20 protein-coding genes are annotated in these 25724 nt (G+C 75.7%); 9 read left to right on the forward strand and 11 right to left on the reverse strand.

Features of this window, described 5'->3' with window-relative positions; genetic code table 11:
- Positions 1 to 13 precede the first annotated feature (13 nt).
- Complete coding sequence (locus AB0P03_RS19090; protein ID WP_363629799.1) at positions 14 to 907, forward strand: virginiamycin B lyase; 894 nt, start codon at positions 14 to 16, stop codon at positions 905 to 907.
- Here AB0P03_RS19090 and AB0P03_RS19095 read toward each other — a convergent pair.
- From AB0P03_RS19095 to AB0P03_RS19105, 3 genes are read right to left on the reverse strand one after another with little or no spacing between them, the layout of a single operon-like run.
- On the reverse strand, positions 898 to 1455 hold the full coding sequence (locus AB0P03_RS19095; protein WP_350879761.1) for a GAF domain-containing protein: 558 nt from the start codon (positions 1453 to 1455) through the stop codon (positions 898 to 900). The two genes, AB0P03_RS19090 and AB0P03_RS19095, sit on opposite strands and share 10 nt — an antisense overlap.
- Positions 1439 to 2380 (reverse strand): S8 family serine peptidase, encoded by a 942-nt coding sequence (locus tag AB0P03_RS19100; protein WP_363629801.1) that lies wholly within the window; start codon positions 2378 to 2380, stop codon positions 1439 to 1441. The genes AB0P03_RS19095 and AB0P03_RS19100 overlap by 17 nt, the downstream gene beginning before the upstream one ends.
- Complete coding sequence (locus tag AB0P03_RS19105; protein WP_363629803.1) at positions 2377 to 5487, reverse strand: adenylate/guanylate cyclase domain-containing protein; 3111 nt, start codon at positions 5485 to 5487, stop codon at positions 2377 to 2379. The genes AB0P03_RS19100 and AB0P03_RS19105 overlap by 4 nt, the downstream gene beginning before the upstream one ends.
- 430 nt (positions 5488 to 5917) lie before the next feature.
- On the opposite strand from AB0P03_RS19105, the gene AB0P03_RS19110 reads away from it, so the two are divergent.
- The 3 genes from AB0P03_RS19110 to lanKC all read left to right on the forward strand — a co-directional run bounded on the left by AB0P03_RS19110 (position 5918) and on the right by lanKC (position 10256).
- Positions 5918 to 6091, forward strand: coding sequence for a hypothetical protein (locus AB0P03_RS19110; protein WP_363584699.1), 174 nt, complete (start codon positions 5918 to 5920; stop codon positions 6089 to 6091).
- 141 nt (positions 6092 to 6232) lie between these two features.
- Positions 6233 to 7540: an MFS transporter gene (locus AB0P03_RS19115; RefSeq protein ID WP_363629805.1), complete on the forward strand. Its 1308-nt coding sequence runs from the start codon at positions 6233 to 6235 to the stop codon at positions 7538 to 7540.
- An 82-nt stretch (positions 7541 to 7622) separates the two neighbouring features.
- Positions 7623 to 10256 (forward strand): class III lanthionine synthetase LanKC, encoded by a 2634-nt coding sequence (lanKC, locus tag AB0P03_RS19120; RefSeq protein WP_363629807.1) that lies wholly within the window; start codon positions 7623 to 7625, stop codon positions 10254 to 10256.
- On the opposite strand, the gene AB0P03_RS19125 is transcribed toward lanKC, so the two are convergent.
- Positions 10249 to 12075 (reverse strand): BTAD domain-containing putative transcriptional regulator, encoded by a 1827-nt coding sequence (locus tag AB0P03_RS19125; RefSeq protein WP_363629809.1) that lies wholly within the window; start codon positions 12073 to 12075, stop codon positions 10249 to 10251. The two genes, lanKC and AB0P03_RS19125, sit on opposite strands and share 8 nt — an antisense overlap.
- Before the next feature lie 650 nt (positions 12076 to 12725).
- On the opposite strand from AB0P03_RS19125, the gene ctaD reads away from it, so the two are divergent.
- The 4 genes from ctaD (at position 12726) to AB0P03_RS19145 (ending at position 16403) form a co-directional block, all read left to right on the forward strand.
- Positions 12726 to 14417, forward strand: a complete 1692-nt coding sequence (ctaD, locus tag AB0P03_RS19130; protein WP_363584707.1) for a cytochrome c oxidase subunit I — start codon at positions 12726 to 12728, stop codon at positions 14415 to 14417.
- A 117-nt stretch (positions 14418 to 14534) separates the two neighbouring features.
- Entirely contained in the window at positions 14535 to 15062 is a 528-nt protein-coding gene (locus tag AB0P03_RS19135; protein WP_363629811.1) for a hypothetical protein, read from the forward strand.
- 161 nt (positions 15063 to 15223) lie between these two features.
- On the forward strand, positions 15224 to 15943 hold the full coding sequence (locus AB0P03_RS19140) for a response regulator transcription factor (RefSeq protein ID WP_363629813.1): 720 nt from the start codon (positions 15224 to 15226) through the stop codon (positions 15941 to 15943).
- A gap of 79 nt (positions 15944 to 16022) precedes the next feature.
- A complete protein-coding gene (locus AB0P03_RS19145) occupies positions 16023 to 16403 on the forward strand; it encodes a pyridoxamine 5'-phosphate oxidase family protein (RefSeq protein ID WP_363584713.1) in 381 nt (126 codons plus the stop codon).
- Here the strand turns inward: AB0P03_RS19145 and AB0P03_RS19150 are convergent.
- Positions 16400 to 17671: a hypothetical protein gene (locus AB0P03_RS19150; RefSeq protein WP_363629815.1), complete on the reverse strand. Its 1272-nt coding sequence runs from the start codon at positions 17669 to 17671 to the stop codon at positions 16400 to 16402. The genes AB0P03_RS19145 and AB0P03_RS19150 overlap by 4 nt on opposite strands.
- 194 nt (positions 17672 to 17865) lie before the next feature.
- Here AB0P03_RS19150 and paaI point away from each other — a divergent pair, with 194 nt between their 5' ends.
- Positions 17866 to 18276: a hydroxyphenylacetyl-CoA thioesterase PaaI gene (paaI, locus tag AB0P03_RS19155; protein ID WP_363584717.1), complete on the forward strand. Its 411-nt coding sequence runs from the start codon at positions 17866 to 17868 to the stop codon at positions 18274 to 18276.
- A 46-nt stretch (positions 18277 to 18322) separates the two neighbouring features.
- Here the strand turns inward: paaI and AB0P03_RS19160 are convergent, their stop codons facing one another.
- From AB0P03_RS19160 to AB0P03_RS19185, 6 genes are read right to left on the reverse strand one after another with little or no spacing between them, the layout of a single operon-like run.
- Positions 18323 to 19582, reverse strand: a complete 1260-nt coding sequence (locus tag AB0P03_RS19160; protein ID WP_363584719.1) for a phenylacetate--CoA ligase family protein — start codon at positions 19580 to 19582, stop codon at positions 18323 to 18325.
- 18 nt (positions 19583 to 19600) lie between these two features.
- The gene (locus AB0P03_RS19165) at positions 19601 to 20635 is read right to left on the reverse strand and encodes an SDR family NAD(P)-dependent oxidoreductase (protein WP_363629817.1); all 1035 of its coding nucleotides are present in this window, start codon (positions 20633 to 20635) and stop codon (positions 19601 to 19603) included.
- Positions 20632 to 21966 carry an MFS transporter gene (locus AB0P03_RS19170; RefSeq protein WP_363629819.1) on the reverse strand — a complete coding sequence of 445 codons (1335 nt, stop codon included), beginning with the start codon at positions 21964 to 21966 and terminating at the stop codon, positions 20632 to 20634. Before AB0P03_RS19170 ends, AB0P03_RS19165 begins: the two co-directional genes overlap by 4 nt.
- On the reverse strand, positions 21963 to 23192 hold the full coding sequence (locus AB0P03_RS19175; RefSeq protein ID WP_363629821.1) for an AMP-binding protein: 1230 nt from the start codon (positions 23190 to 23192) through the stop codon (positions 21963 to 21965). The genes AB0P03_RS19170 and AB0P03_RS19175 overlap by 4 nt, the downstream gene beginning before the upstream one ends.
- Positions 23189 to 24340, reverse strand: coding sequence for a hypothetical protein (locus tag AB0P03_RS19180; protein WP_363629823.1), 1152 nt, complete (start codon positions 24338 to 24340; stop codon positions 23189 to 23191). The genes AB0P03_RS19175 and AB0P03_RS19180 overlap by 4 nt, the downstream gene beginning before the upstream one ends.
- Positions 24337 to 25722 carry a lysine 2,3-aminomutase gene (locus AB0P03_RS19185; RefSeq protein WP_363629825.1) on the reverse strand — a complete coding sequence of 462 codons (1386 nt, stop codon included), beginning with the start codon at positions 25720 to 25722 and terminating at the stop codon, positions 24337 to 24339. The genes AB0P03_RS19180 and AB0P03_RS19185 overlap by 4 nt, the downstream gene beginning before the upstream one ends.
- Positions 25723 to 25724: the final 2 nt, after the last annotated feature.

Below are 25724 nucleotides of genomic sequence, written 5' to 3' on the forward strand. Positions count from 1 at the left end.
GGCGGGGGTTTGCATGGCACGGATCGCGGAGCTGATCGAGGTCGCCGAGGAGGGGGCCGGACCGTACGGGGTCGCCGTGGGGCCGGACGGGGGCGTGTGGTTCACGCTGGTGCACGCCGGGGAGATCGGACGGCTGGCGGCGGACGGCACGGTCGAGCGGTACGGCCTCGGGGCGCCGGAGTGCGGGCCCGCGGTGCTCACCGTCGGCCCGGACGGCGCGCTCTGGTTCACCCGGATGCGCGACCACCGGATCGGGCGGATCGACACCGACGGGAAGGCGTGCTCCTTCGCCGTCCCGACGGCGGGCGCCGGGCCGTACGGGATCGCGGCGGGGCCCGACGGGGCGCTCTGGTTCACCGAGCTGAACGCCGACCGGATCGGGCGGATCACCGTCGAGGGCGAGGTGACGGAGTACCCGCTGCCGCGGGCCGGGGCCTTCCCGTCGCTCATCACGGCCGGCCCGGACGGCGCGCTCTGGTGCACGCTCAACCAGGCGGACGCCGTCGCCCGGATCACCGTCGGGGGCGAGGTGGCCGTCCACCCGCTGCCGACCGGCGGCACCGCCCCGGTCGGGATCACCGCCGGGGCGGACGGCGCGCTCTGGTACGTCGGCATCGGCGGCGGGCTGGTCGGCCGGATCACCGTGGACGGCGAGGTCACCGAGTACCCGCTGGCCGACCGGGCGGCCCGGCCGCACGCGATCACCTGCGGCCCGGACGGCCGGCTCTGGTTCACCGAGTGGGGCGCCGGCCGGATCGGGGTGCTCGGCCCGGACGGGCTGCTCGACGGCCACCAGCTGCCCGGCCCGGCCGCCGAGCCGCACGGCATCGCCGTCGGCCTGGACGGCGCGGTGTACGCGGCGCTGGAGCGCGGATCGATCGCGAGGTTGGCGCCGCGTCAGGGCTGACGGCGCAGCAGCTCCTCCAGGTCGGCCAGCAGGTCGAGGGCGGCGGCGCGGTCGGGTACCGCCGCCGGGGCCGGGGAACGCTCGGCGATGACCCGCAGGGCGGCGGCGGCCTGGCGGGCGAACAGGGCGAGCAGGTCCAGCTCGGGCAGGCTGGACCGGGCCTGCGGGGCCGGGTCCAGTACCTCCAGGACGCCCAGCACCCGGCTGCCGTGCGTCAGCGGCGCCGCCATCAGCGCGTTCGGGACGTACGCGGTGGACTCGGCGAAGGCCCGGTCGAAAGTGCGGTTCGCACCCAGGTCGTCGACCACCATCGGCTCGCCCGAGGCGGCGACCCAGCCCGCGATGCCGCTGCCCGCCGGGAAGCGGCGGCCCACCAGGGACTCCTCGCCGCGCCCCGAGACGGCCTGGAACACCAGTTCCCCGGCCGCCTCGTCGAGCAGGCAGACCGAGCCGGCCTCGGCGCCGAAGATCGCTCGGGCCACGTCCACCACGGACTGCAGCAGCTCGCGGGCCAGCGGGTCGACGGCGGGATCAGTGCTGAGGGTCATCGGGCGCCTCCGTGATGGGGGTGGACGGGGTGGGCTCGGTCGTCGAACTCCCGCCTGGGGGCCGGTGAGGACCGGCACCGGGGCCGACCTGGACGTTGGCTGCGGTGAGGTAGAGCGCGCTCTTCAGCTGGAAGGTCGTCAGCCTCGGGTGGCCGGACAGGATGCGGGCGCACAGCCCGGCGACGTACGGGGTGGCGAAGCTGTTGCCGGTGGTGCGGATGGTGGAGCCGCCGAGCCAGGGGACCCGGACGTTCTGGCCGGGGGCGAAGAACTCGACCGGCGGCGCCGGGTTGTACAGGTGCAGGGCCGGGTCGTCCTCCTGGTGGCTGCCGACCGAGATGACCGAGGAGAACCGCCAGGGGTAGCTCTCCACCGGGGTGTTGTGGGCGGAGGCGACGATCGCGGTGCGGGCGAAGAAGGCGTCGTCGGCGATCGCGTGCAGCTCCTCCAGGAAGCGGGTCCGGGTGGTGGAGAGGCTGAGGTTGACGACGTCGAAGCCCTGCTCGACGGCCCAGCGCAGCCCGGTGATCAGCATGTCGCCGGTGCCGGTGAAGCGTTCGCCGAGCACCCGGACGCTGTACAGCTCGCAGTCCGGGGCGGTGCGGCGGATGATGCCCGCGCAGGCGGTGCCGTGGCCGCAGGTGTCGCCGGTGCGGTCGGGGCGGACCACCAGCTCCCGGGTCGTCGGGTCCTTGACGACCACCCAGGAGCCGTTCAGCGGGCCGACCAGCGGGTGGTCCGGCTCGATGCCGGAGTCCACGACGCACACCCGCACGCCCTTGCCGGTGCCCCCGCCGCCGGTGCCCCCGCCGTCGAGGGCGCCGTCGGGGCCGGCGCTGCCGTGGGCGGTGGTGTCGGCGAGCACCGGCAGGTCCGCGGCGGTCCGGCCGCGCAGGCTCCAGGTGAGGCCGGCCGGGCCGCTCACCGGGCGCCCCCGAGCCGCTCGGCCCGGCGCACGCCCGGCAGGTGGCCCTTGGCGGCGAACCGGTCCCGGGCGGTGGCGGCCGCCACGGCGGCCTCGGCCCGCCGGTCGAGCAGCAGCAGCGCGTGGGCGCGGTCCAGCGCGGTGAGCGCCTGGAGCAGCAGCGACTCGGTGGCCTCGGCGGCCTGTGCGGCGGCCGCGGTCAGCTCCAGCGCCGGGTCGGCCTCGCCCCGGGAGGCGGCGAGCCGGCCGCGCAGCGCGTCCAGCTCGATCGCCAGCACCGGCGGCAGCGCGGCCGTGGCGTCGACGCCGTCCAGGTGGCGGGCGGCCGGGCCCGGGCGGTCGGTGTCCAGCAGGGCGCGGGCGGTGGTGAGGGCGAGCCGGGGCAGCGGGGCGGAGTTGCCCAGCCGGCGGGCGACCTCGGCGGCGTCGGCGAGCAGGTCCAGCGCCTGCGCGGTCTGGCCGGTGGCCGCCGCGGCCTGGGCGGTCAGGGCCGGCAGCGAGATCATCGCGTCGGCCAGCGACAGCTCGCCCGCCAGGCCGTTGGCCTCGGCCAGCAGCAGTTCGGCCTCGTCGGGCCGGTCGCGCAGGGCGAGCAGGACGGCCAGCGGGCCGTTGAGCGCGACCCGCACCGTCCGGTGGCCGGCGCCGTGCCCGGCCAGCAGGGCCCGCAGCCGGAAGACGGCGTTCGGGACGGGCTCGGGGCCCGCCAGCAGGGAGGCGGCCAGCGCGGCCAGCACGGCTGCCCGGTCCAGCTCGGCGTCGGTGCGGGCGGCGTGGTCGAGGGCGTCGTCCAGCAGCCGTTCCGCCTCGGTGTGCCGGCCCGCCAGCAGGTGCTCCTCGGCCAGGCGCAGCCCGGCCCGGGCCTGGCCGAGGTCGTCCCGCAGGTCGATGAAGAGCGGGAGGACGGCGCGGGCGGTGGCGGCGGGCTGCTCCGGGCCGGGCGGCAGACCGCGCGCGGCCAGCGCGAGCCGGGCGTGCGCGGCGTCCAGCGGATCGGCGGCCGAGTCGCGGACCTGCGCCAGGACGGGCAGGGCCTCGTCGGCCCGGCCGAGCGCCAGCCGGGCCTCGCCGAGGCGGCGCAGGGCCGGGCCGGCGGTGCGCTCGTTCGGGTAGTGCAGCCGGACGGCGCGCTCCAGCAGGTCGGTGGCGGCGGGCAGGTCGGCGTGGGCGAGCGCCTGGGCGCCGGCCACGCCGAGGGCGGCGGCCGCGCGGGTGCGCAGGGCGTCCGTCCGGGCGTCCAGCAGGCCGAGTTCGAGCCGGTAGCGGTGGGCGCGCTCCAGGTGGCCGCCGACGGCGGCGTCCCCGGCGGCGCGGACGGCCGGCAGGTCGGCGGCGCGTTCGTGGCGCTCGGCGCGGGCCCGCTTGGACATCGACTGGTAGACCGACTCCTGGACCAGGCCGCTGCTGAACCGGAAGCTGGTGCCGGCCGGTTCGACCAGGCGGCGCTCGGTCAACCGGGCCAGCGCGGCGTGCAGCCGAGGCGGGGTGTCGTCGCCCGCGGGCAGGCCGGGGAGGCCGTCGAACGGGCCGGTGAAGACGTCGTCCTCCGGGTCGGCGAAGGCGTCCTGGTCGGCGCCGCCGTGGGCGAGCTGGGCGAGTTCGGCGGCAGTGAAGGCGCGGCCGAGCACGGCGGCCAGGTCCAGGGTGGTGCGCTCGTCGCGCTCCAGGTCGTCGATCCGCGCGCTGAGCAGCGCCCGGCCGGTGGGCGGGAGTTCGTCGGCGAGCGCGGGGCCGTCCGCCTCGGTGAGGGCGGCCAGCAGCTCCTCCAGGTGCAGCGGGTTGCCCTCGGCCCGCTCCAGCAGCCGGGTCGGCACCGCGTCCTGGTGGGCACTCAGCTCCGTCAACTGAGCGGCCAGCAGCGCCGATTCGTCCCAGGACAGGCCGCCGACCGGCAGCCCCGGCAGCTCCGGGCGGGAGGCCGGCAGCTCCGGCCGGGCCAGGCACAGCAGCAGCACCGGGGCCTGGCCGAGGGCGGCGACCAGTCGCTCGACGGCGTCCAGCAGCACCGGGCCGGCCCACTGGCAGTCGTCCAGGACCAGCACGGCCGGGCGCTCGACGGTCCGCCCGCGCAGGATCGCGGCCAGCCGGTCCAGGGACTGTTCGGCGCTCACCCCGGGCGCGGTGGCCTGCGCCAGCCGGTCCAGCGCCTCGGCGGGCGCGGGCGTCCCCGGGCCACCGAGCAGGGCCCCGACGGCCTCCGCGAGCGGGGTCAGGACGCCCTGCTCGCCGTAGCTGCGGCAGCGGCCGGTGCCGCAGCGCGCGGTGTGCCGGCCCGTCCGCTCCTGCCACTCGCGCACCAGCCGGGTCTTGCCGATCCCGGCCTCGCCGACGACCAGCAGTAGTTCGGCGCCCTGGCCGCCGGCCACCCGGGCCAGCGCGGCGTCCAGCTGGGCGAGTTCGCGCTCCCGCCCGACCAGCGGGACGTCGAAGCGGCGCAGCAGCTCGGGGTCGTCCTCGTCCAGCCCGACCAGGCGGTACGCGGTGACGGGCTCGGCCTTGCCCTTGAGCCGCAGCGGGCCGACCTCGTGCACCTGGGCGGCCGGCCCCGCCGCGCGCAGGGTCTGCGGGCCGATCAGCACCTGGCCGGGGGCGGCCTGGGTCTGGAGCCGGGCGGCGATGTTCACGGTCTCGCCGGAGATCAGGGCCTGGCGCGCGGAGGCGTCCGAACCCGCCACCACCTGGCCGGTGTTGACACCGATCCGGACGTCCAGGCGGACCCCGAGGGTGGCGTCCAGCTCGGTGTTGAGGTCCTCCAGGTCCTCCAGCATGGCGAGCGCGGCGGCCAGCGCCCGGTGGGCGTCGTCCTCGCGGATCACCGGGACGCCGAACACCGCCATCACCGCGTCCCCGATGAACTTCTCCAAGGTGCCGCCGTGAGCCTCGATCTGACGGTGCATCCGTTCGAAGTAGCGCAGGATCACCTCGCGCAGCGTCTCCGGGTCGAGCGCGCCGGACAGGGCGGTGGAGTCGACCAGGTCGCAGAAGACCACCGTCACCAGCTTGCGCTCCTCGGCGGCCAGGTCGAGGGCGGCGGCCCGGGGGGTGCCGCAGGCGGGGCAGAACTGGTCGTTCGTGCTGGCGAGTTGGGCGCAGAGCGGGCAGGGCATGGTGGCAGTCCTTCGCTAGTCCTTCGCGGTGCGGGGAGTGCATCGGGGTGTGCGTGGAGTCGGGGGAGTGCGTGGGGGCGGGGGGTGCATGAGGCTGGAGAGTGCGCGGGGCCGGGGTGCGCATGGAGCCGGGGTGGGCGTGGTCGGAGCCGGGCGTGCGGGCGTGCCGGGCCAGGCTCCCCGGCCCGGCTTCGGGCCCGGTTCGCAGCCGCCTTGCCGGCGGTATGGCCGCAGCCCGGAGCGGGTGCGCAGGGCCGCCGGGCGGGCTCGGCGGGCCGGGAGACGCCGCCGGCGGCGCCCCGACCTGCGGCCATACCGGTGCCGTACCGGTTCGCAGGCCGTGCGAAGCCCCGCCTGCCTACCGTCTTCACCACGGCGGGCCACCACCCGTCGAACCCCCACCGATCAACCCAGTGAAGGGAGTTCAGCCATGGCCGAGAACATCGACCCGATCGTCGGCGAGGACAGCGAGGAGGCCCCCGAGGTCGAGGCGCACGCCGCCAACGTCCTGGACCTCCAGGCGATGAAGGTCCTTCAGGAGGCCTCCGACGGCAGCTGCTTCAGCCTGATCAGCTACGTCAGCTCCGCCGAGACCTCCGCCTGACCGGCGGCAGGTCAGCGGTGTCCGGCGCGGGGGCGGGCGCACCACCGCCCCCGGCCGCCGGGCAGTGATTGGCTTCCGGGGCGGTCCCGCCGGTGCGGGACCGCCCCGGCCCGATTCCACCCCCCACCCCGGAGGACGGCCATGGAGCCCACCTCGCTCTCCCGCAACCGGGACTTCCGGCTGCTCTGGGTCGGCGGCCTGATGGCCTCGCTCGGCTCCCAACTCGCCTCGATCGCCCTGCCGTTGCTCGTCCTGCGGGAGACCGGATCGGCCGCCCAGGCGGGCGCCATCGGCACCGTCTCGATCGGCGCGCTGCTGCTCACCATGCTGCCCGGCGGCGTCATCGCCGACCGGATCGAGCGGCGCCGGCTGATGCGGGTGTGCGACGTCGGCAGCCTGCTCGCCGTCACCGCGCTGGTGATCGCCGTCCTGCGCGGCCACACCCCGCTGCCGCTGGTGCTGCTGGTGGCCGCCGCCGGGGCGCTCATCACCAGCGCCTACGGGCCCGCCGCCGGCGGCCTGCTGCGCGCGGTGGTGCCGCGCGAGCAGGTCCGCGCGGCCTCGTCCCGGATGCAGGCGCGCGGCGCCGCCGCCCGGCTGGTCGGGCCGATCGCCGGCGGCGCGCTGTTCGCCTGGCACCCGGTGCTGCCGTTCCTCGCGGAGGGCGTCGGGCTGCTGCTCTCCACCGTCTGCGTCGCGCTGATGCGGACCCGCTCGGTGCCCGCCGCCAGGAGCGGCGCGGCGTTCAGCCGCGGCGAACTGACCGCCGGGCTCAGCTTCATCTGGCGCCAGCCCTACCTGCGCACCCTGCTGCTGATCTTCGGGCTCGGGATGAACTTCGCGTTCAGCGCGCTGATGTTCACCACCCTGGCCGTGGCCTCCGACGGCGGCCACTCCGGGATCGGAGGCGGCACCGTGGTCTCCTGCACCGCGGCCGGCGCCCTGGCCGGCGCGCTGCTGGCCCCGAGGCTGGAGACCAGGGCGCGTCTGACAATTCACGCGCCCGACGGGAATTGTCAGACACGCCCTGAGGCGCGCCCCGGGGTGCGCGACGGCAGGCTGGTGGCGCTCAGCTGCTGGGCGGCCGCGGCCACTGCCGGGGTGCTGGTGCTCACTCGGATCCCGCTGCTGATCGGGCTGCTGTGCGCGGTGTGCATGTGCCTGTCCACGGTCGCCAGCATCGGCTTCGTCTCCGGCATGCTGCTCGCCGCGCCGCCCGACCGGATCGGCCGGGTGCAGAGCGCCGCCGGTTTCCTGTCCACCCTGGTCCAGCCGTTCGGCCCGCTGGTGGGCGGCGCGCTGCTCGGCGCTCTCGGCGGCACCCGGACCTTCGCCCTGCTGGCGCTCGCCATCTCGCTCTGCGCGGCCGTCGTCACCTGGGCGCCGCCGGTCCGGCGCGGTCCGGCGCCTGCCCCGGCCCCCGCACCGCTACCCGCACCCGCAGGCTGAACCGTTCGGCGGCCCGGGAGACGAGCGACCCGGAAGAGCCCGGAAGACGACCCGGAAGACGACCCGGAAGAGGAGGCGCGCCATGGCCGGCGCCCAGGAGACCCAGCTGTACTGCCTCGCCGATCCGACGTACTACGACACCCCCGGCCGGCTCCGCGACCGGGCCGGCCGGTACCAGCTGGGGCTCGGCGCACCGCCCGCCGGGTGGCGGCGCGAGCGGCGCGGGCTGTGGACGGCGCTGCGGCCGGACGGCGCCCGGCTGCCGGAGCAGGGCTGGAAGATCCACGTCTCGACCGTGCCGGAGGAGGCCGAGGCGACTCTGCGGGCCGTCGCGCGGGTCTGCATGGCGCGCCGCACGACGTTCAAGTTCCTGCGCAGCGACGAGGCGCTGCGGGTCGCGAACGGCAAGTACATGGGGCGCGGCAGCAGCGGCAAGTTCGTCACCGTCTACCCGGGGTCGGAGGAGGAGTTCCTGGCCGTGGCGGCGGAGTTGGCCGAGGTGCTGGCGGGCCGCCGGGGGCCGTACGTGCTCACCGACCTGCGGATCGGGACGGCCCCCGTGTACGTGCGCTACGGCGCGTTCGTCGAGCTGTGGTGCCAGGACGAGGACGGGCGGCCCGTGCCCGCGCTGCGCGACCCGTCCGGCGAGCTGGTCCCCGACCGGCGCGACCCGGTGTTCCAGCTGCCCGCCTGGGTCGAACCGCCCGAGGAGCTGCGCCCGCACCTGGCCGCCCGGGAGGTGGCCGGCGGCGACCTGCCGTACCGGATCGTCGAGGTGCTGCAGTTCTCCAACGCCGGCGGGATCTACCTCGCCGAGCACCGGACCACCGGGGAGCGGGTGGTGCTGCGCGAGGCCCGCCCGCACGCCGGGCTGGACGCCGCCGGGGACGACGCCGTCACCCGGCTGCGGCGCGAGCAGTGGGCGCTGGAACGGCTCGCCGGCCTGGACTGCGTGCCCCGGCTGCACGAGGTCCGGACGGTCTGGGAGCACACCTTCCTGGTCCAGGAGCACATCGAGGGCGTCCAGCTGTTCGCCGAGGCGATCCGCCGTTACCCGCTGGTGCACCAGAACTGCACCGCCGGACAGCGCGCCGAGTACGCGCACTGGGTGGCCGGGGTCGTGGCCGGACTGGAGAAGGCGCTCGGTGCCCTGCACGAGCGGGGCGTCCGGTTCGGCGACCTGCACCCGGCCAATGTGATCGTCCGTCCGGACGGTTCGGTGGTGCTCGTCGACTTCGAGTACGCGGAGGAACTCACCGGCCGCCGTGTCCCGCTCGCCGGCGCGGGCGCGCTGCAGCCCCCGCCCGGGCTCGACGGGGCCGACGCCGACCGCCACATGCTCTGGGCCACCTGGCTGATGCTGCTGATGCCCGTGATGGAGCTGGCCGAACGCGATCCCGGCAAACTGCCCGCGCTGGAACGGCGGGCACGGCAGTGGTTCGGCCTCGGGCCGGAGGAGGGGCCGGTGCGGCCGGGCGCCGTGGCACCGGTGGCGCGGGTGGAACCGGTCGGCGAACGGCGGGTCCGTGAACTCCTCGCCGGGCCCACCCTCGACGCCGCCAGGAACGAACTCGTCGCCGGCATCCACGCCGGGGCCACCCCCGACCGGCCGGACCGGCTCTTCCCCGGCGACCCGGCCGGATTCGCCGACGGCGGCACCGGCGTCGCCCACGGCGCCGCCGGCGTGCTGTACGCGCTGCACCGCGCCGGGGCGCCCTGCCCCGACGAGTACGCGGACTGGCTGATCGCGGCGATGCGGCGGCGCGGCCCGAGACCGGGCGCCGGAGGGCTCTTCGACGGGCCGCTCGGCGTGGCGGCCGTGCTCGCCCGGGTCGGCCGCGGCGACGAGGCCGCCGAACTGGCCGCCCAGGCCCGGCAGGCCCGGCCCGCGCCCACCGTCGCCCTCCACGGCGGCCGGGCCGGCGCCGCGCTCGCCCGGCTGCGGCTCGCCGACGCCCTCGGCAGCCGGCGCGAACTCGCGGACGCCCTCGCCGACGCGCGGGCGCTCGACGCGGTGCTGCGCGGGCAGACCGTCCCGGGGCTCGGCGCGCCGACGGCGGCCGGACTGCTGTACGGCCTGGCCGGGATCGCCCTCGTCCAGCTGCGGCTGTACCAGCGGACCGGTGAGCCCTGGCTGCTGGCCTCCGGGCGCGAGGCGCTGGGGCGGGCCGTGGCGCAGTGCGTGCGGGTGCCCGACGGGTCGGTCCAGGTCCTCGACCGGGGGCGGCGGCTCGCCTACCTCGACCGCGGCAGCAGCGGGATCGCGCTCGTCGCCCAGGAGTACCAGGCGCTCGGCGGCAGCGGGTTCGGGGAGTTCGGCGGGTTCGGGGGATTCGACGGGCCCGGGGAGTTCGGCGGGTTCGGGGAGTTCCTCGCCGACGTGCGGAGGGTGTGCGCACCCGGATTCGTGCGCGAGCCCGGGCTGTTCCGGGGTCGCGCCGGGCTGCTGCTGGCGCTGGACCGGCTGGGCGGGGCGGCGGTCCGGGACGTCGTCCGCGAGCAGGTCCGCAAGCTCCAGTGGCACCTGGTCGCGCGGCCGGAGGGCCTGCTCGTCCCCGGGATGCGGCTGCGGCGGTTCTCGGCGGACCTGCACACCGGGGCGGCGGGCGTCCTGCTGGCCCTGCGGGCCGTCGAACAGGGCTCGGAGGGCGGGGAGTTGCTGGATGTGCTGACGCTCGGCCCAAGGGGTGCCGGCCGGCGCGGCGGGCTCAGCTGAGGTTGTCGGCCAAAGCAGTGGCGTGCTCGCGGGCGTGCAGGTGGGTGAGGCGGGGGAGGGCGTAGAGGGCGGCGTGGGCGGTGACCTCGCCGGTGGGGGAGGTGACGGCGCCGGTGTCGGTGAGGGCCTCCAGGGTGCGCAGGGCGAGGCGTTCGGGGCGGCCGAGGGCGGCGGCGGCCTCGGGGAGGGTGAACAGCAGGGAGAGCGGCAGGGCGGCGAGCCGGCCGAGGGCGAGGCGACCCTGGTCGGTGAGGTCGCGCCAGCCGGAGTCGAGGCGGGCGCGGACGGTGACGTCCCCGGCGACGAGTTCGTCCAGGGCGCCGGCCGGATCGGCGAGGCGGGCCGCGTACTCGGCGAGCGGCAGGTGGCGCAGGACGGCGAGCCGGGTGCCGGCGACCCGGACGGCGAGCGGCAGCAGCCCGCAGGCCTCGACGATCCGGGCGGCGGCCGCGCGGTCGGTGCCGGTCCGGCCGGTGCCGACGATCCGGCCGAGCAGGTCGAGCGCCTCGGCGGGGGCGAAGGGCGGCACGGTGACCCGGTGCACCGAGGCCAGTCCGGCGAGCTGGCTGCGCGAGGTGACGAGGGTGGCGCTCGGGCCGAAGCCCGGCAGCAGTTCGCGGACCACGGCCTCGCCGGGGGCGTCGTCGAGGATCAGCAGCATCCGGCGTCCGGCCAGGGAGGCGCGCCAGAGGGCGGCGGCCTGGGCCGGGTCGGCCGGTCTCGGGCCGGATCGGCCGGTGAGGGCGGCGAGTTCGGCGAGGATGTCGGCGAGCGGGCGCGGGGCGCCGTCCTCGGTGCGCAGCCGGAGCAGCAGCCGGCCGTCGGGGAAGCGGTCGGCGAGCAGGTGTCCGGCGTGCACGGCGAGGGCGGTCTTGCCGACGCCGGCCGGGCCGGAGAGGACCGCGACGCGCTCGCCGCCCTCCGCCAACGCGTCGATCAGCTCCCGCAGTTCGTGGCTTCGGCCGGTGAAGTCGGTGGTGTCGGCGGGCAGCAGCGCGCCGCTCGGGCCGGGGTGCTGCGCCGGCCGGGCGGTGGCGGGGCGGGCCGGGCCGTGGGCGAGCAGCTGCCGGTAGCGGGCGGTCAGGGCGGGGCTGGGTTCGAGGCCCAACTCGCGGGCGAGCAGCTGGCGGTGGGTGTCGTAGACGGCGAGCGCCTCGGCCTGCCGGCCGGACAGGTGCAGGGCGTTCATCCGGGCGGCCTGGAGGCGTTCGCGCAGCGGGTGGCGCTCGGCCGGGTCGGCGAGTTCCTCGGCGACGGCGGTGGCGTTGCCGAGCTCCAACTCGGTCTCCGCCCAGTCCTCGTGGACGCCCAGGCAGTGGGCCTCCAGCCGATCGGCCTCGGCCTGGACGGCGGGCGAGCAGCGCAGGTCGGCGAGCGGCGGGCCCTGCCACAGGTCGAGGGCCTGGCGCAGCAGCCGGGCGGCGGGGGCGAGCGCGCCGCTGTCGGCGGCGGCCCGGCCGGCCCGGGCGAGGGCGCGGAACTGCAGGACGTCGAGCTCGGGTTCGGCGACCCGCAGCAGGTAGCCGCCGGCGGTGTGGACCAGCCGTTCGGGCCCGGGGTCGCGGCCGAGCAGGGTGCGCAGGGTGCAGATGTAGACCTGGAGGTTCTTGCGGGCGGTGCGCGGCGGCTCCTCGGGCCAGACCGCGTCGGTGAGCAGGTCGACCGGGACGGCCGTGTTGGCGCGGCTCAGCAGGACGCCCAGCACCAGCCGCTGCTTCAGCGGACCGAGGGCGAGCGGGCGGCCGTCCGCTTCGCCGGTCAGCGGGCCGAGGACGGAGAAGCGCGGCCGGGTGGGGGCGGCGGGCTGGGCCAGGGGCATCGGCGTACCTCCGGGGCGTGGGTGGGGGCCAGGGCGTGTCCGAGCGGGGGTGCGTGACCGGTGCGGTGCGGGCGTGAGCGCAGGCTACTTGACGGCCGATCCGATCTGTAGGGCACGGAATCGGCCTGTTTCGGTCACGCGACCCTCACACTTCGGGCACCTGGGGGAGGGGGCATCCGGGGGAGGGGGCGGCCGGGGGCGGTGGCGGCCGGCGGGCGCGGTGTCGTGGCCGGTGGGGTGGGGTGGGAGAGGCCGGCGGGGTGCGGCGGAGGGCCGGGGCCGGGGGTGCGGGCCCCGGGGCGGACGGGGACGGGCGGGCGAGGTCCGGGGCGCGGGCGCCGGGGCGGTTCCGGCGTTCCTCCAGCGGTGCTCGTCGGCGCGGTGAGCGCCGCCCGAGGGGCCGGGGAGGGACCGACGGCCACCGGAGGTCCCGGTCCGGGTGCCGGAACGCGGGCCGTGCGGCCCCGGGGGCGCGGGCCGAACGGCCCTAGGGGGCGGGGGCGGTGCGTTCGGATCATGGATCGCCAGCCATTCGCACGACGTTCCTAAGGAGTGCGTCCTTGAGCGCCACCCCGGCACAGGGCGACCCCACGCCACCGCCAACCTCCGTACCGCAGCCGTCGGTTCGGCCGAAACGGCCCGGTTCGGCCGTGGTCAGACTGCTGACCACCACCGACCACAAGACGATCGGCTCCATGTACCTGGTGTCGGCGTTCGGGTTCTTCCTGATCGGCGGTGTCCTGGCGCTGGTCATGCGCGCCGAACTCGCCCGGCCCGGAACGCAGATCCTCTCCAACGAACAGTTCAACCAGGCCTTCACCATGCACGGCTCGGTGATGCTGCTGCTCTTCGCGATGCCGCTGTTCACCGGCTTCGCCAACTGGATCATGCCGCTGCAGATCGGCGCCCCGGACGTCGCCTTCCCGCGCCTGAACATGCTGTCCTTCTGGCTGTTCATGTTCGGCTCGCTGATCGCCGCCGCCGGCTTCGCGACCCCGCAGGGCGCCGCCGACTTCGGCTGGTTCCTCTACGCGCCGCTGTCCGACGCCGTCCACTCGCCCAGCGTCGGCGCCGACATGTGGATCATGGGCGTGACGCTCTCCGGCTTCGGCAGCATCCTCGGCGCCGTCAACTTCATCACCACGATCATCTGCATGCGCGCACCCGGGCTGACCATGTTCCGGATGTCCATCTTCTGCTGGAACGTGCTGCTCACCTCGGTGCTGGTGCTGCTGGTCTTCCCCGTCCTCGCCGCCGCCCTGCTCGCCCTCGAATGCGACCGCAAGTTCGGCTCGCACGTCTTCGACCCGGCCAACGGCGGGGCGATGCTCTGGCAACACCTGTTCTGGTTCTTCGGCCACCCCGAGGTGTACATCCTGGCGCTGCCGTTCTTCGGGATCATCTCCGAGATCATCCCGGTCTTCAGCCGCAAGCCGATGTTCGGCTACGCGGGGCTGATCGCCGCCACCGTCGCCATCGCCGGCCTGTCGGTGACGGTGTGGGCGCACCACATGTACGTCACCGGGCAGGTGCTGCTGCCGTTCTTCTCCTTCATGACCTTCCTCATCGCCGTCCCGACCGGGGTCAAGTTCTTCAACTGGGTCGGCACCATGTGGAAGGGCTCGCTCAGCTTCGAGACACCGATGCTGTGGACGGTCGGCTTCCTGGTCACCTTCCTCTTCGGCGGCCTCACCGGCGTGCTGCTCGCCGCCCCGCCGATCGACTTCCACGTCTCCGACTCGTACTTCGTCGTCGCCCACTTCCACTACACGCTGTTCGGCACCGTGGTCTACGCGATGTTCGCCGGCTTCCACTTCTGGTGGCCCAAGATGACCGGCAAGAAGCTCGACGAACGGCTCGGCCGGATCACCTTCTGGACGCTCACCGTCGGCTTCCATGGCACCTTCCTGGTCCAGCACTGGCTCGGCGCCGAGGGCATGCCCCGCCGCTACGCCGACTACCTGGCCTCGGACGGCTTCACCACGCTCAACACCCTGTCCACCATCTTCTCCTTCCTGCTCGGACTGTCGATCCTGCCGTTCCTCTACAACATCTGGAAGACGGCCAAGTACGGCGAGAAGGTCGAAGCCGACGACCCGTGGGGCTACGGCCGCTCGCTGGAGTGGGCCACCTCCTGCCCGCCGCCCCGGCACAACTTCGTCCGGCTGCCGAGGATCCGCTCCGAATCCCCGGCCTTCGACCTGCACCACCCCGACATCGCGGCCCTGGACGTCCTGGAGAACACCGGCAAGCCCGCCACCCACCTGGGCGACGTGAGCCCGGCCAAGTACGACCTGCCACAGACCAGGGCGGAGCGGGCGCGGTCCGCCGTGGACAGCTGACCCGAGGCCGGGCGCGCCCCGGCCACCCGCTCCGAACCCTCCGACCGCCGTCTCCGCCCGCGCCCCCGTCACGGGCGGGGACGGCTCCCTCCCCTCGCGACCTGGAAGGCCGGCCCCATGACCCACACCGTCCTCGCCATCGGCACCGCCGCGCTCACCGCGAGCGGCTGCGTCTGGTACCTGCCCGCCATCGCCGACCTCCAGGCCGGCGCCGACCGGCCCCGCTCCACCCGCACGGCCGCGGCGGCCTGCGTCCTGTGGTGGGCCGCCCTCGCCATGGCCGGCGGGCTGCTGCTCGCCGTGCCCGACTGGCGGCCCGCCGCGCAGATCGCCCTCGCCGGGCTGGTCGGCGGCGTGGCGCTGCGGGTCCGCGCCCGGTGGGACCGGCGCGGGGAGCAGCACGAGGCCGCCGCCCGCTGGGCGGCCCTGGGCGCCCGGCCGGCGCCGCGCTCCGGCCGCCCCGCCGCCGTCACCCTCGCGGGGTGGCTGGTCGTCGGCGCCGCCGTCGCCTCGCTGGGGGCGGTGGCGATCCTGCTGTCGGGCGAGGGCGCCGTCGGCTCCCGGGTGGTGCTCGCGGCGGTCAGCGGGGCCGGGGTGGCGCTGGCCTTCCTGCTGGCGGGGCTCGGCAGCGCGCGGCGGCGCTGACGGCCCCTCCGGTACGGGCGGCGCGGCTCCTCCGGGGGCCGCGCCGCCCGTGTGCTCGCCCGAATGGGGTCGTTGGGCCCTGGGTCCTGCGGCGGTCGGTGGGCGATGATGCCCTGGGCCCTGCCGGGAGTGTGCGGGGGTGACGAAGGTGGAGCCGCGTGATGGCGACCAAGACGGCGGGCGCCGGGGCACCGGCGCCGGTGCGGGTGTTCCTGCTGGACGACCACGAGGTGGTGCGCCGCGGGGTGCACGACCTGCTGGACGGCGAGCCCGATCTGGAGGTGGTCGGCGAGGCCGCCACCGCCGAGCAGGCGCTCGTCCGGGTGCCCGCGCTGCGGCCCGACGTGGCGGTGCTGGACGTCCGGCTGGGCGACGGCGACGGGGTGTCGGTCTGCCGTGAACTGCGCTCCCGGATGCCCGGCCTGGCCTGCCTGATGCTGACCTCCTTCGACGACGAGGAGGCGCTGCTGGACGCCGTCATGGCGGGCGCCGCCGGGTACGTGCTCAAGCAGATCAGCGGCACCGACCTGGTGGCCGCCGTGCGGACCGTCGCCTCCGGCCGCTCGATGCTGGACCCGGGCGCCGCCACCCGGCTGCTCAACCGCCTGCGCAGCGACGCCGAGCCCGCGCAGCCCGTCACCACCGGGCCCGCGCTGACCGTGCGCGAGCAGGAGGTGCTGGCGCTGATCGGGGAGGGCCTGACCAACCGGCAGATCGGCGAACGGCTCTACCTCGCCGAGAAGACGGTGAAGAACCACGTGTCGCGGTTGCTCGCCAAGCTGGGTGTGGAGCGGCGGGTGCAGGCCGCGCTGATCTCCACCGAACTGCGCCAGGCGGCCACCGCCGCGCAGCCGGCGCACCTGCGCTCCCTGCGGGGCTGACGCGACGTCCGGGCCCGGGACCCCCGGCGGGACCATCGGCCCTCGCGGCGCCGCCACCGCCGGGGCGAGCATCGAGAGCATGAACGGTGATCACGACCTGCTCGAACTGGACCGGGAGCGGGCGCTGGAACTGCTGGCCAGGGCTGCGGTCGGCCGGGTGGTCTACACCATCCGCGCCCTCCCGGCGGTGCTGCCGGTGTCCTTCCGGCTCGACCTGTCGGACGGCGGCGGAGTGCTGCTCTCGGCCCCGGCCGGCTCCGAACTCGCCCGGGCCGTGGACGACGCCGTGATCGCCTTCGAGGCCGACGAGGTGGACGGCGTGGACGGCTCCGGCTGGTACGTGACCGTCCTCGGCCGCGCCCAGGTCGGCCCCGCCGCCGGCCGCGCCCCCGGGGCCGTCCGGATCCGCATCCGCCCGGAACTCGTCGTCGGCCGGCGGCTGCCCCCGCGCACCGACTAGTGCGGATCGCCCTCGATGCGGCCCGCCAAGGCGCGGACGGTCGGCGGGAGTTGGCGCAGGTGTACGGCGAGGAGCGGGACGGCCAGGGCGAGGTAGACCCAGCTGAGGGCGACCCGGGCGGACTCGCCGGGGAGGGCGAACTGGACGGCGAACAGGGCGAACAGCAGCCCGGCCTTCCAGGGCAGGAACCGAAGGTCGAGCAGGAGCACCACGGCCAGGACGGTCTGCGCGGCGGTCAGCAGCACCTCGTCCACCTGGCGTTCGACCAGCGGGAGGGAGGCCGCGCCGCCGCCGGCCAGGTAGGCGAGCGGGAGGCAGCCGATCAGCAGGGTCCACTGGTTGACCTTGCTGGAGAGCAGCGCGCCGAGGCCGTCGTCCCCGCGCAGCCGCCAGGCGAAGACGACCGCGACGATCAGCTCGGGCGCCTCGGAGGCGAGCGGGGCCAGCCACTGCACCAGCAGGAAGCGGTCGATGCCGAGCGAGGCGCCGGCGTCGACCAGCGAGGTGGCGAAGGGCTCGGCGCAGGCGAAGATCACCCCGGCCGCGACCGCGAACACCAGGACGGTGGTCGCCCGGCGGCGCTGCCGCGGGAGGGCGGCCAACCGGGCCGGAACGCCGATGAGTTCCTCCTCGTCGTCCTCGCTACAGCGGCTGACCCGGAAGAGGTAGTAGCCGTACCAGGCGATCAGGACGACCGCGAGCACCCAGGAGATCTGCCGGGTCAGCGGCATCACGAAGGCCACCAGGGCGGCGGCGCCGAGGAAGGCGGTGTCGATCCGGCGGTGCTCCCGCAGGGTGATCCCGGGGGCGGCGCCGCGGCGCCGGGCGGCGAAGGAGGAGGCGAGGGCGACCAGTGGCCAGCCGACGCCGACCAGCAGCCGGTTGGCGCCGGTCATGTTGGCGGCCGCGTAGGCGGCGTACTCGGGCCGGGTGCCGGCCGCGTACGCGAAGTAGAGGTCGACGGCGTACTCGGGCAGGACGGCGATGAACGCCAGCAGGGCCAGGGCGAGCGGGCCGGAGATGTCGGCCCGGGCGGTCTCCGCGGCCCACATCAGCAGGAGCGCCGCCGCCAGGACGCCGAGGCCGAAGACCACCATGCCCGGCACGGGCGCCGGGTGCACCCCGGCCAGCCGCAGCACCACGGAGGGCAGCGCGCCGGCCACGGCGGCCCCGATCCGCAGGGCCGTCACGGATCCGCTGGGCGGCTGCGCCGACGGGATCTCGGCGGGGCCCGGTGGGGTGGCGGTCGCGGGTGACTTCTGGGCCATCAGCCGTCCTTGCGCTCGGGGAACCTGAGCAGGCCAGGGCCTGTCCGGCGGATCTTGCCGGACAGACCTTAGGGTCGGCGGGCGGCGGGGCGGGCCGAACGGCGGGGCGGCGTGGCCGAGTTCCCCCGGACGGCGGGCGGGCGCCGTGCCCTAGGCTGGCCCGGGACGCCGTCGACGGAGGGAAACAGGACGCCATGCTCGACCCCGGGACCGCCGCCCTCTACGCGCGGGACGAGACCTGCCGGCTGCTGGGCATCGCGCTGGACGAGGTGTCCGCCGGTCGCGCGGTGACGCGGATGACGGTGGCCGCGACGATGGTGAACGGCCACGGGACGGCGCACGGCGGCTTCCTGTTCCTGCTCGCCGACGCCGCGTTCGCGTTCGCCTGCAACAGCCACGGCCCGGTGACGGTCGCGCAGGCGGCGCAGGTCGTCTTCCTGGCCCCGGCGGCGGTCGGCGACGAACTGGTGGCGGAGGCGGTGGAGCGGTCGCGGGCCGGGCGCGGCGGGGTCTACGACGTGACGGTCCGGCGGGCGGACGGGAAGGCCATCGCCGAGTTCCGCGGGCAGAGCGTGGTGATCGGGGGCCGGCCGCAGACCGACTGAGCGCCCGGCCCCTCACCGCTGCCCGGCCCCCGTCGTCACCTCCCGGTCAGGACCGTGGACGCTCGTCCAGCACCTGCTGGAGCTTGCCGGTGCGCGGGTTGGTGACCAGTTCGGAGCGCGGCACCCACTCGACCGCGAGGTCGTGGATGCTGCCCAGCGCGACCTCGTCGGGGTAGAGCGGCCGGGCCGTGTACACGGCCTCGACGAGCCGGTCGGCGAGCTCGGGGGCCGGCCGCTGCCCGGTGTAGCCGAGGCGCAGGATCAGGCCGTCGCGCCCGGCCCAGCGGCGCTGCACGAGCTGCATGCCGGTGATGTGGCGCTCCGGGTCGGCGGCGAGCAGGACGGCCCGGATCTCCTCGGTGGGCATGGCGACGGTGCCGACCCGGGCGCCCTCGGTGGAGCGGCCGAGCAGGCGGAAGCGGCGGCAGCGGGCGTCGGTCCACTCGGCGCGGTCACCGGTCGGGTAGCGCAGGATCGGCATCAGGGTGCGGAACAGGTTGGTGACGACGACCCGGCCGGGAGTCCTGGGCGTGGTGATCGTCTTGCCGGTGACGTCGTCGACGAGCTCCACCACCGTGCGGTGCGCGAAGGCCTCGTGCACCCGGACGTCGTCGCCGGGGACGGGCGAGCCGACCAGCCCGGCGTCGTTGGAGGCGTAGCCGACGGAGGCGACGGCGGCGTGGGGGAAGGCCCGGGCGAGGATCGGCCGCAGGTCGGCGAAGAGCAGGTCGCCGCCGAACAGCAGCAGTTCGACCCCGTCGGCCGTCTCCCCGCGCTGGACCAGGCACTCGGCGACGGCGCTGAGCTTCATCGGCTCGCCGGCCAGCACGTGGACGCCGAAGCCGGTGATGAGGTCGGCGATGTACGGGTCGGGGGCGGCGCCGCCGACGCCCAGGCGGACGTTGTCCACGGGGGCGTGGTGCAGGGCGCCCTCGATGTAGAGGAAGCCGCCGTAGAGTTCGCCGGCCGTGAACAGGTTGGCGACCCGGTGCCCGGGCCGCAGGCCGGCCCGGACGAGTCCGGCGCCGAAGGCGGTGACCGAGTCGGCGTGCTCGGTGCGGGTCCAGGGCGAGAACTTGGGGACGCCGGTGGTGCCGCCGGTCTTGTAGATGCCGGCGTCGCTGAGCGGGCCGGTCAGGACGCGGTTGTCGGGCCAGGTGTTGGCGGCCCAGAAGGCGGCCTGGTCGATGACGGGGAGCTGGTCGAGGCGCTCGGCGGCGGGGGGCAGGTCGCGGTACAGCTCGGCGTAGAACGGCGAGTTGGCGCGGGCGAAGGCGATCAGCTCGGCCAGGGGCTTGGCGGGCATGGTGGTCGGGTCCCTTGCTCAGGAGGAGGGTGCGGCGGGGGGTGCTTCGGCGGGTGCTGCGGGGGGTGCTTCGACTCGCGCTTGGAGGCGTGCTTCGGGCTGCCCGAGCCAGGTCCGGGCGAGGGACTGGACGGTGGAGCCGTCCGGGTCGGCGAGTTTGGCGGCCAGGTAGTCGGCGGCCCACTGGTTGGCGGGCACCCGGAAGGGCGGCCGGTCGGAGAGCAGGGTCCGCACGACGACCTCGGCGACCTCCCGGGCGGGCTGGCCGGCCGACTCCCAGCCCTGGCCGCCGATCCAGTCCAGGTAGCCGGCGAAGGTGGGCGCGTACGGGCCGGAGGCGGCCTGGACGGTGCCGCGGTCGATGTCCGGGAAGACCCCGAACCGGGTGTCCGGGACGTAGCCGGGGACGACCACCGAGACCTGGACGCCGTGCGCCGCCGCGACCGGGGCGAGCGCCTCCAGGAACCCCTCGACGGCGAACTTGGCGGCGCAGTAGGCCTCGTTGAACGGCTGGCCGACCACGCCGTGCACGCTGCCGACGGCGACCAGGCGGCCTGCGGCGGCCCGCAGCAGCGGCAGCGCGGCCCGGCTGACCGCGGCCACCCCGAAGAAGTTGACCTCCAGGTTGGCCCGCAGCGCCGCGTCGGTGGACATCTCCAGGGTCGGGTCGGAGTTGGAGACGCCCGCGTTGTTGACCACGGCGTCCAGCCGCCCGTACGTCCGGGCCACGCCGTCCAGGCAGGCGGCGATCGAGCCGGGGTCGGTGACGTCGAGGCGGCGGACGTCCACGGTGACGCCGGCGGCCTCGGCGGCCCGCCGGAGCTCCCCGGCGCGGCCGGGTTCGCGCAGGGTGGCCACCGTGCGGTACCCGGCCCGGGCCGCCGCGACGGCGGTGGCCAGGCCGATGCCGGAGGACGTCCCGGTGATCAGCAGGACCTTCCCGTCGGCGCTTCCGGCCTTCGCGCCGCTCCCGGCGCTCCCGGCGCTCCCAGCGCTCCCAGCGCTCCCGGCGCCCCCAGCGCTCCCGGCGCTCCCGGCGCTCCCGGCGTTCATGACGCGCTCTCCGCGAGCTCCCCGGGGGCGGCGGCCTCGCGCCCGGCGGCGTCCAGCAGCGGCTGGAGGCCGAGGGCGGGGAGGAAGGAACAGGCGGCCAGCAGGGTGCCGCCCGCCATCACCGCCCGGGCCGCGTCCAGGATGCCCAGCGGGCCGGTGAGCAGGGTGACGGCCAGGCCGCCGACCAGCGCGGCGAGCGGGATCACGCCCCAGGTGACGGTCCGGAAGGCGGCGTGCATGACGCCCTGGTTGCGGGCGGTCATCCGGGCCTGCCGGGTGGGCGCGCTGCACACGTTGATGCAGGACATGAAGAACCCGTAGCAGCCCATGGTCACCGCGATCACCGGCCCGGGCGGCAGTGCGGGCGCGGCGAGCAGGCCGAGGCCGGCCAGGCAGTGCAGCAGCAGCGACCAGGCCATCGTCCGCCCCAGGCCGAACCGCCGGCTGAGCCGCGGGGCGACCAGGGCGCCGATCAGCGCTCCGAGCGCGGCCACCGACATGGCCGCGCCGAAGGCGCCGACCGTCACGCCCAGGCCCCGGTAGGCGAGGACGGGCAGGACGGTGACGAAGACCGGCCCGCCGCAGTTGAGCGTGACGGCCGCCAGCACCACCCGGCGCAGCACCGGGTCCGCCCAGTTGAGCCGGAAGCCGAGGGTCAGCCGGTCCCGGATCGAGCCGGGTTCGACCGTCCGCTCGCCCCACGGGCTCATGTACCGGAAGCAGACGGCCGAGACCAGGTAGCTGGCCGCGTCCACCAGCAGGGCGGCCACCCCGAGCGCGCTGTACAGGGCGGCGGCGATGGAGGGGCCGGCGACCTCGGCGACCGAGCCGCTGCCCTCCAGCCGGGAGTACGCGCGGACCATGCCGTCCTCGGGCACCACGGCGGGGACGGCGACCAGGTAGCCGACATTGAAGAAGATCGTCGCGCCGCTGATCACCGCCACGCAGCCGAACAGCAGCGGGGTGGACAGCACGTCGAGCCAGTACGCGAGCGGGATCGCCGCCACCGCCGCCAGCCGGACCAGGTCGCAGCCGAGCATGGTGCGGCGCTTGTCCCAGCGGTCGACCAGCACCCCGGCGACCGGCCCGAGCAGCGGGATGCCGAGGTACTGGGCCATCGCCACCACGCCGACCTGGAGGGCGGAGGCGTGCAGAACGAAGATCATCAGAGTCGGGACGACGAACACGGTGACCTTGTCGCCGACCAGGCTGACGGTCTGCCCGGCCCAGAACAGGTCGAAGCCCCGGCCCAGCGGCGCCGGCCGCTCGGGCGCCGTCCCGCCTCCCACCGGGTCGGACGTCACGCCCTCGCCCGTCCGGTCGGACTTCACGCACCCTCCCGCAGGACCAGCCCGGCGGTCTTGCCGGTGCGGCCGTTGCTGATCAGCTCCTCGACCGGCCGTACCCGGAAGGACTCCGGGTCGTGCTGGAAGGCGGTGCTGAGCGTGAAGGTGGCGCTGAACAGCTCCTTGCGCAGCCGCTCGGCGTCGGGCGTGGCGCCCGTCCCGCCGGTGAGCAGCAGGACCTCCACCCCGGTGGCCCGGCCGCGCTGTTCGGTCAGCACCACCTGGGCCCGGGCCACGCCCGGTTCGCGCTCGGCCCGGGCGATCAGTTCGGCCACGTCCAGTCCGAGGCCGCGGACCTGGACGACGTTGTCGCGTCGGCCCAGCACCCGCATCGCCGGGCCCGGGCGCCCGCACGGGCAGTCGGTCAACTCGCCCGCGTCGCCGGTGCGGTAGCGCAGCACGGGGTTGAGCATCTCGGGGTTGAGGGTGGTGAAGTCGAGCAGGCCGCCGGCGTCGGCGTGGACCAGCTGGTCGGGCAGCGGGTGGAAGGTGTCGGCCGGGCAGTCGGGTGTGTTGGTGGCCACCACCCAGGTCTCGGTGCTGCCGAACATGCCCCAGCGCCGCGCCTCGGGCGCCACCACGGCGAGGTCCTCGTCGAGTTGGGGCTGCCAGGCCTCACCGAGCCACAACACCTTGCGCAGGGAGGGGAGTCGGATGCCGGCGGCGCGGGCGTGCGCGAACCAGAGCCGCAGCACGCTGGGCGTCCCGCCGATGGCCGTCACCCGGCGCGCGGCCAGGAAGGCCAGCCAGTCGCCGTACTCCTCGGCGGCGACCGAGCCGAGCGCGATGATCCGGCAGCCGGAGAGGTCGGCGAGCGCGGCGGCGAGGAAGTGCGCGCCCCACATCCGGCCGGCGCCCCAGGCGTTGACGAAGACGTCCGTCCGGTCGAGCGGCTGCCAGTGGGCGTGCACGCCGCCCATGTAGAAGCCGGTGGGGGCGTAGCCGACCTGGGGGGCGCCGGTGCTGCCGCCGCTCTGGAACAGCCAGGTGGCGGCCTGGTCGGCGGCGGGCTCCAGGTGGGCGAGGGCGGTGTTGAGGTCGTCCTTCGCCAGGGGCGGGAGCGTGGCGAGCCGGTCGAGGGTGTGGACGTTGACGTGGCTGGCGTAGCGCGGGGCCAGGTCGGGGACGCTGCGCAGCCGCTCCAGGGTGCGCCGGGCCACGTGCAGGCGGGGCTCGGCGGCCTCGGGGGGCAGGGAGAAGGAGGCGGTCATCGGGAGTCCGTCCGGGGGGCGAGGTCGAGGTCGCGGTTGGAGGTGGGTGTGGGTGTGGGTGTGAGGGCGGGTGTGAGGGCGGGGCTTCGGGCGGGGTCGAGGGTGAGCGGGCGGGCGCCGTCCGCGAGCCACCTGGCGTGGCCGTCGCGGTAGGCGGCGAAGCGGGCGCGGGTGACGTCCCGTTGGAGGGTGCGGTCCGGGTCGGTGAGGTCGGGGGCGATCACGCCGTCCGGTTCCAGTTCGGAGAACCAGTACCGCTCGCCGTCGTACAGGAAGTCGACGCAGAAGAACGGGATCGGCAGCCGCTCGGCGAACCAGGCCGTGGCGGCGGCGAGTTCGGGCGGCACCGGCGGGAACTCCATGGCGCCACCCCGGCTGGCGTTGGCGACCGGGGAGCCGGGCTCCGGGGTCCGCTTCATCACCGCGTACGGCTCGCCGTCGACGACGTACACCCGGTAGTCGATCGTGCCGTCGCCCAGGTAGGGCTGGACCACCAGCGTGGTGTCGCCGCCCTGGGCGAGGCTGGCCAGGCCCCGGACGTCCTCGGGGCCGCGGGCCAGGTTGATCCCGCCGCCGCCGCACCAGCCGGCGGGTTTGACGATCGCGGGGTAGGTCATGTTCCGCAGGCCCACCTCGTAGCCGTGCTTGCTGATGTCCCGGCCGGTGCCGATCCGCACCGTCGGGATGGTCGGCACCGGGGAGCCGCCCAGGAACAGCAGGGTGGCCAGCTTGTCGTTGCCGATCAGCGAGACCTGCGGCGGGAACGGCAGGTAGAACCCGGCCTGTTCGAGCACCGCGTACAGCGCGTACTGGTTGAAGACGTCCATCGACTGGTACGGCAGCGAGTAGAGCGCGGTGATGAACAGGGTGTCCTCGGGGGTGACCGGCTCGTCGTCCACGTAGACCCGGGGGCGGCCGGGCCCGGTGGCGTCCACCGTGACGGCCTCCGGCGCGTGCCTGGTCCAGCGCAGGCCGAGGCCGGCGGCGCTCTCGGCGTAGAGGTCCCAGAAGAAGCCGTGCCACATCGCGGCCATCCGGGAGGACTCCCGGTCGGGGAAGATCCAGCACAGGCGGCGCAGTTCGCCGTCCCGGGGAGGGTCGGGGCTCGGGTCGGGGCTTGGGTCGGGGCTCGGGCCGGGGGTGCTCATCGCGCTCCTCGTGCGGTGGACGGCTCGGACCACCAGCGGCGGCCGGTCTCCGGGAGGGTGTCCACCGGGTCGTAGTAGGGGTGGCGCCGGTCGAGCGGGGCGTCCTGGCCGCCGCCGCTCTCCAGGCCGGTGCGGTAGTTCTTGGTCCAGTACGAGATGCCGAGCTCGCGGTCGTAGGCCACCGCCTGGTGCACCCAGCGCTTGCCGACGTGCGGGACGTCGCAGACCAGGCGCGGGGTCGCGTAGCCGGGCAGGTAGCCCATGATCGCCTCCTGGAGGCGTTGCGCCTGGTGCAGCGGCGTCCGCCAGTGCTCGGCGCCCGGGATCACGTCGCAGAGGTAGAAGTAGTACGGCAGGATGTTCGCCTCGCCCTGGAGGGCGAAGCAGAGGTCGAGCAGGTCCTCGGCGGTGTCGTTGACGCCCCGCATCAGCACGCCCTGGTTGCGGACGTCCCGCACGCCCGCGTCCAGCAGGGCCCGGGCCGCCTCGGCGACCAGCGGGGTGATCGAGCGCACGTGGTTGGCGTGGGTGTGCACGGCCAGGTTGACCGCGCGGCGGGCGGCCAGTTCGGCGACCCGGGCCAGGCCGTCCAGCAACTGCGGTTGCAGCCAGTGCTGGGGCAGGCCGACCACGGCCTTGCTGGCCAGCCGGATGTCCCGGACGGTGCCGAGGTCCAGCAGCCTCAGCAGGAAGGACTCCAGCCGGGGCCAGGGGACGTTCGCGAGGTCGCCGCCGGACAGCACCACGTCGCGTACGGCGGGGGTGCGCTTGAGGTAGTCGAGCATCTGCTCCTGCCGGTCGGCGGGGCGCAGCAGCAACCGGGTCTTGGCCACCTGGGGCGTCGAGGTGCCGACCAGGTCCATCCGGGTGCACTGGCCGCAGTACTGCGGGCAGGTGGCGGTCAACTCGGCCAGCACCTTGGTGGGGTAACGGTGCGTCAGGCCCTCGACGGCCCACATGTCCGCCTCGTGCAGCGAGTCCCGCTCGGCCCGGGGATGGCTGGGCCAGTGCGGGTGCCGGTCGGTGCGCACCGGCAGCATGTAGCGGCGCACCGGGTCGGCCAGGAACGCCTCGGTGAAGGCCTGCGGGTCGGCCGGGGCGTCCGGGGCCATGGTGTTCAGCAGCTGCGGCGGCAGCAGCATCGGCATGGTGGCGAACCCGGCCTGGTCGGCGGCGAGTTCGCGGTAGAAGTGGTCGGTGAGCCGGTCGCCGACGACGGCCCGCAGCTGCCGGGCGGTCTTCACCGAGTGGGCCCGCTGCCACTGGGCGTCGCGCCACTGCGCCTCGGTGACGCGGCGCCAGCCCGGCAGCCGCCGCCAGTCCGGCTCGACCAGCGCCGTCCGCGCGTACGTGTACGGCTGGCGGATCACGGGGTGGTCCACGG

The organism is Kitasatospora sp. NPDC088779 (genome assembly GCF_040685395.1).
In the GTDB taxonomy this organism is placed as follows: domain Bacteria; phylum Actinomycetota; class Actinomycetes; order Streptomycetales; family Streptomycetaceae; genus Kitasatospora.

Excerpts from the sequence above, each read along its gene's own strand:
- paaI (WP_363584717.1), top strand. The coding sequence starts at position 17,866 with ATGCTCGACCCCGGGACCGCCGCCCTCTACGCGCGGGACGAGACCTGC.
- AB0P03_RS19145 (WP_363584713.1), top strand. The coding sequence starts at position 16,023 with ATGAACGGTGATCACGACCTGCTCGAACTGGACCGGGAGCGGGCGCTG.
- AB0P03_RS19125 (WP_363629809.1), bottom strand. The coding sequence starts at position 12,075 with ATGCCCCTGGCCCAGCCCGCCGCCCCCACCCGGCCGCGCTTCTCCGTC.
- AB0P03_RS19180 (WP_363629823.1), bottom strand. The coding sequence starts at position 24,340 with ATGAGCACCCCCGGCCCGAGCCCCGACCCAAGCCCCGACCCGAGCCCC.
- AB0P03_RS19135 (WP_363629811.1), top strand. The coding sequence starts at position 14,535 with ATGACCCACACCGTCCTCGCCATCGGCACCGCCGCGCTCACCGCGAGC.
- AB0P03_RS19115 (WP_363629805.1), top strand. The coding sequence starts at position 6,233 with ATGGAGCCCACCTCGCTCTCCCGCAACCGGGACTTCCGGCTGCTCTGG.
- AB0P03_RS19095 (WP_350879761.1), bottom strand. The coding sequence starts at position 1,455 with ATGACCCTCAGCACTGATCCCGCCGTCGACCCGCTGGCCCGCGAGCTG.
- AB0P03_RS19110 (WP_363584699.1), top strand. The coding sequence starts at position 5,918 with ATGGCCGAGAACATCGACCCGATCGTCGGCGAGGACAGCGAGGAGGCC.
- AB0P03_RS19175 (WP_363629821.1), bottom strand. The coding sequence starts at position 23,192 with ATGACCGCCTCCTTCTCCCTGCCCCCCGAGGCCGCCGAGCCCCGCCTG.
- lanKC (WP_363629807.1), top strand. The coding sequence starts at position 7,623 with ATGGCCGGCGCCCAGGAGACCCAGCTGTACTGCCTCGCCGATCCGACG.
- AB0P03_RS19165 (WP_363629817.1), bottom strand. The coding sequence starts at position 20,635 with ATGAACGCCGGGAGCGCCGGGAGCGCCGGGAGCGCTGGGGGCGCCGGG.
- AB0P03_RS19150 (WP_363629815.1), bottom strand. The coding sequence starts at position 17,671 with ATGGCCCAGAAGTCACCCGCGACCGCCACCCCACCGGGCCCCGCCGAG.
- AB0P03_RS19160 (WP_363584719.1), bottom strand. The coding sequence starts at position 19,582 with ATGCCCGCCAAGCCCCTGGCCGAGCTGATCGCCTTCGCCCGCGCCAAC.
- AB0P03_RS19105 (WP_363629803.1), bottom strand. The coding sequence starts at position 5,487 with ATGCCCTGCCCGCTCTGCGCCCAACTCGCCAGCACGAACGACCAGTTC.
- AB0P03_RS19090 (WP_363629799.1), top strand. The coding sequence starts at position 14 with ATGGCACGGATCGCGGAGCTGATCGAGGTCGCCGAGGAGGGGGCCGGA.
- AB0P03_RS19140 (WP_363629813.1), top strand. The coding sequence starts at position 15,224 with ATGGCGACCAAGACGGCGGGCGCCGGGGCACCGGCGCCGGTGCGGGTG.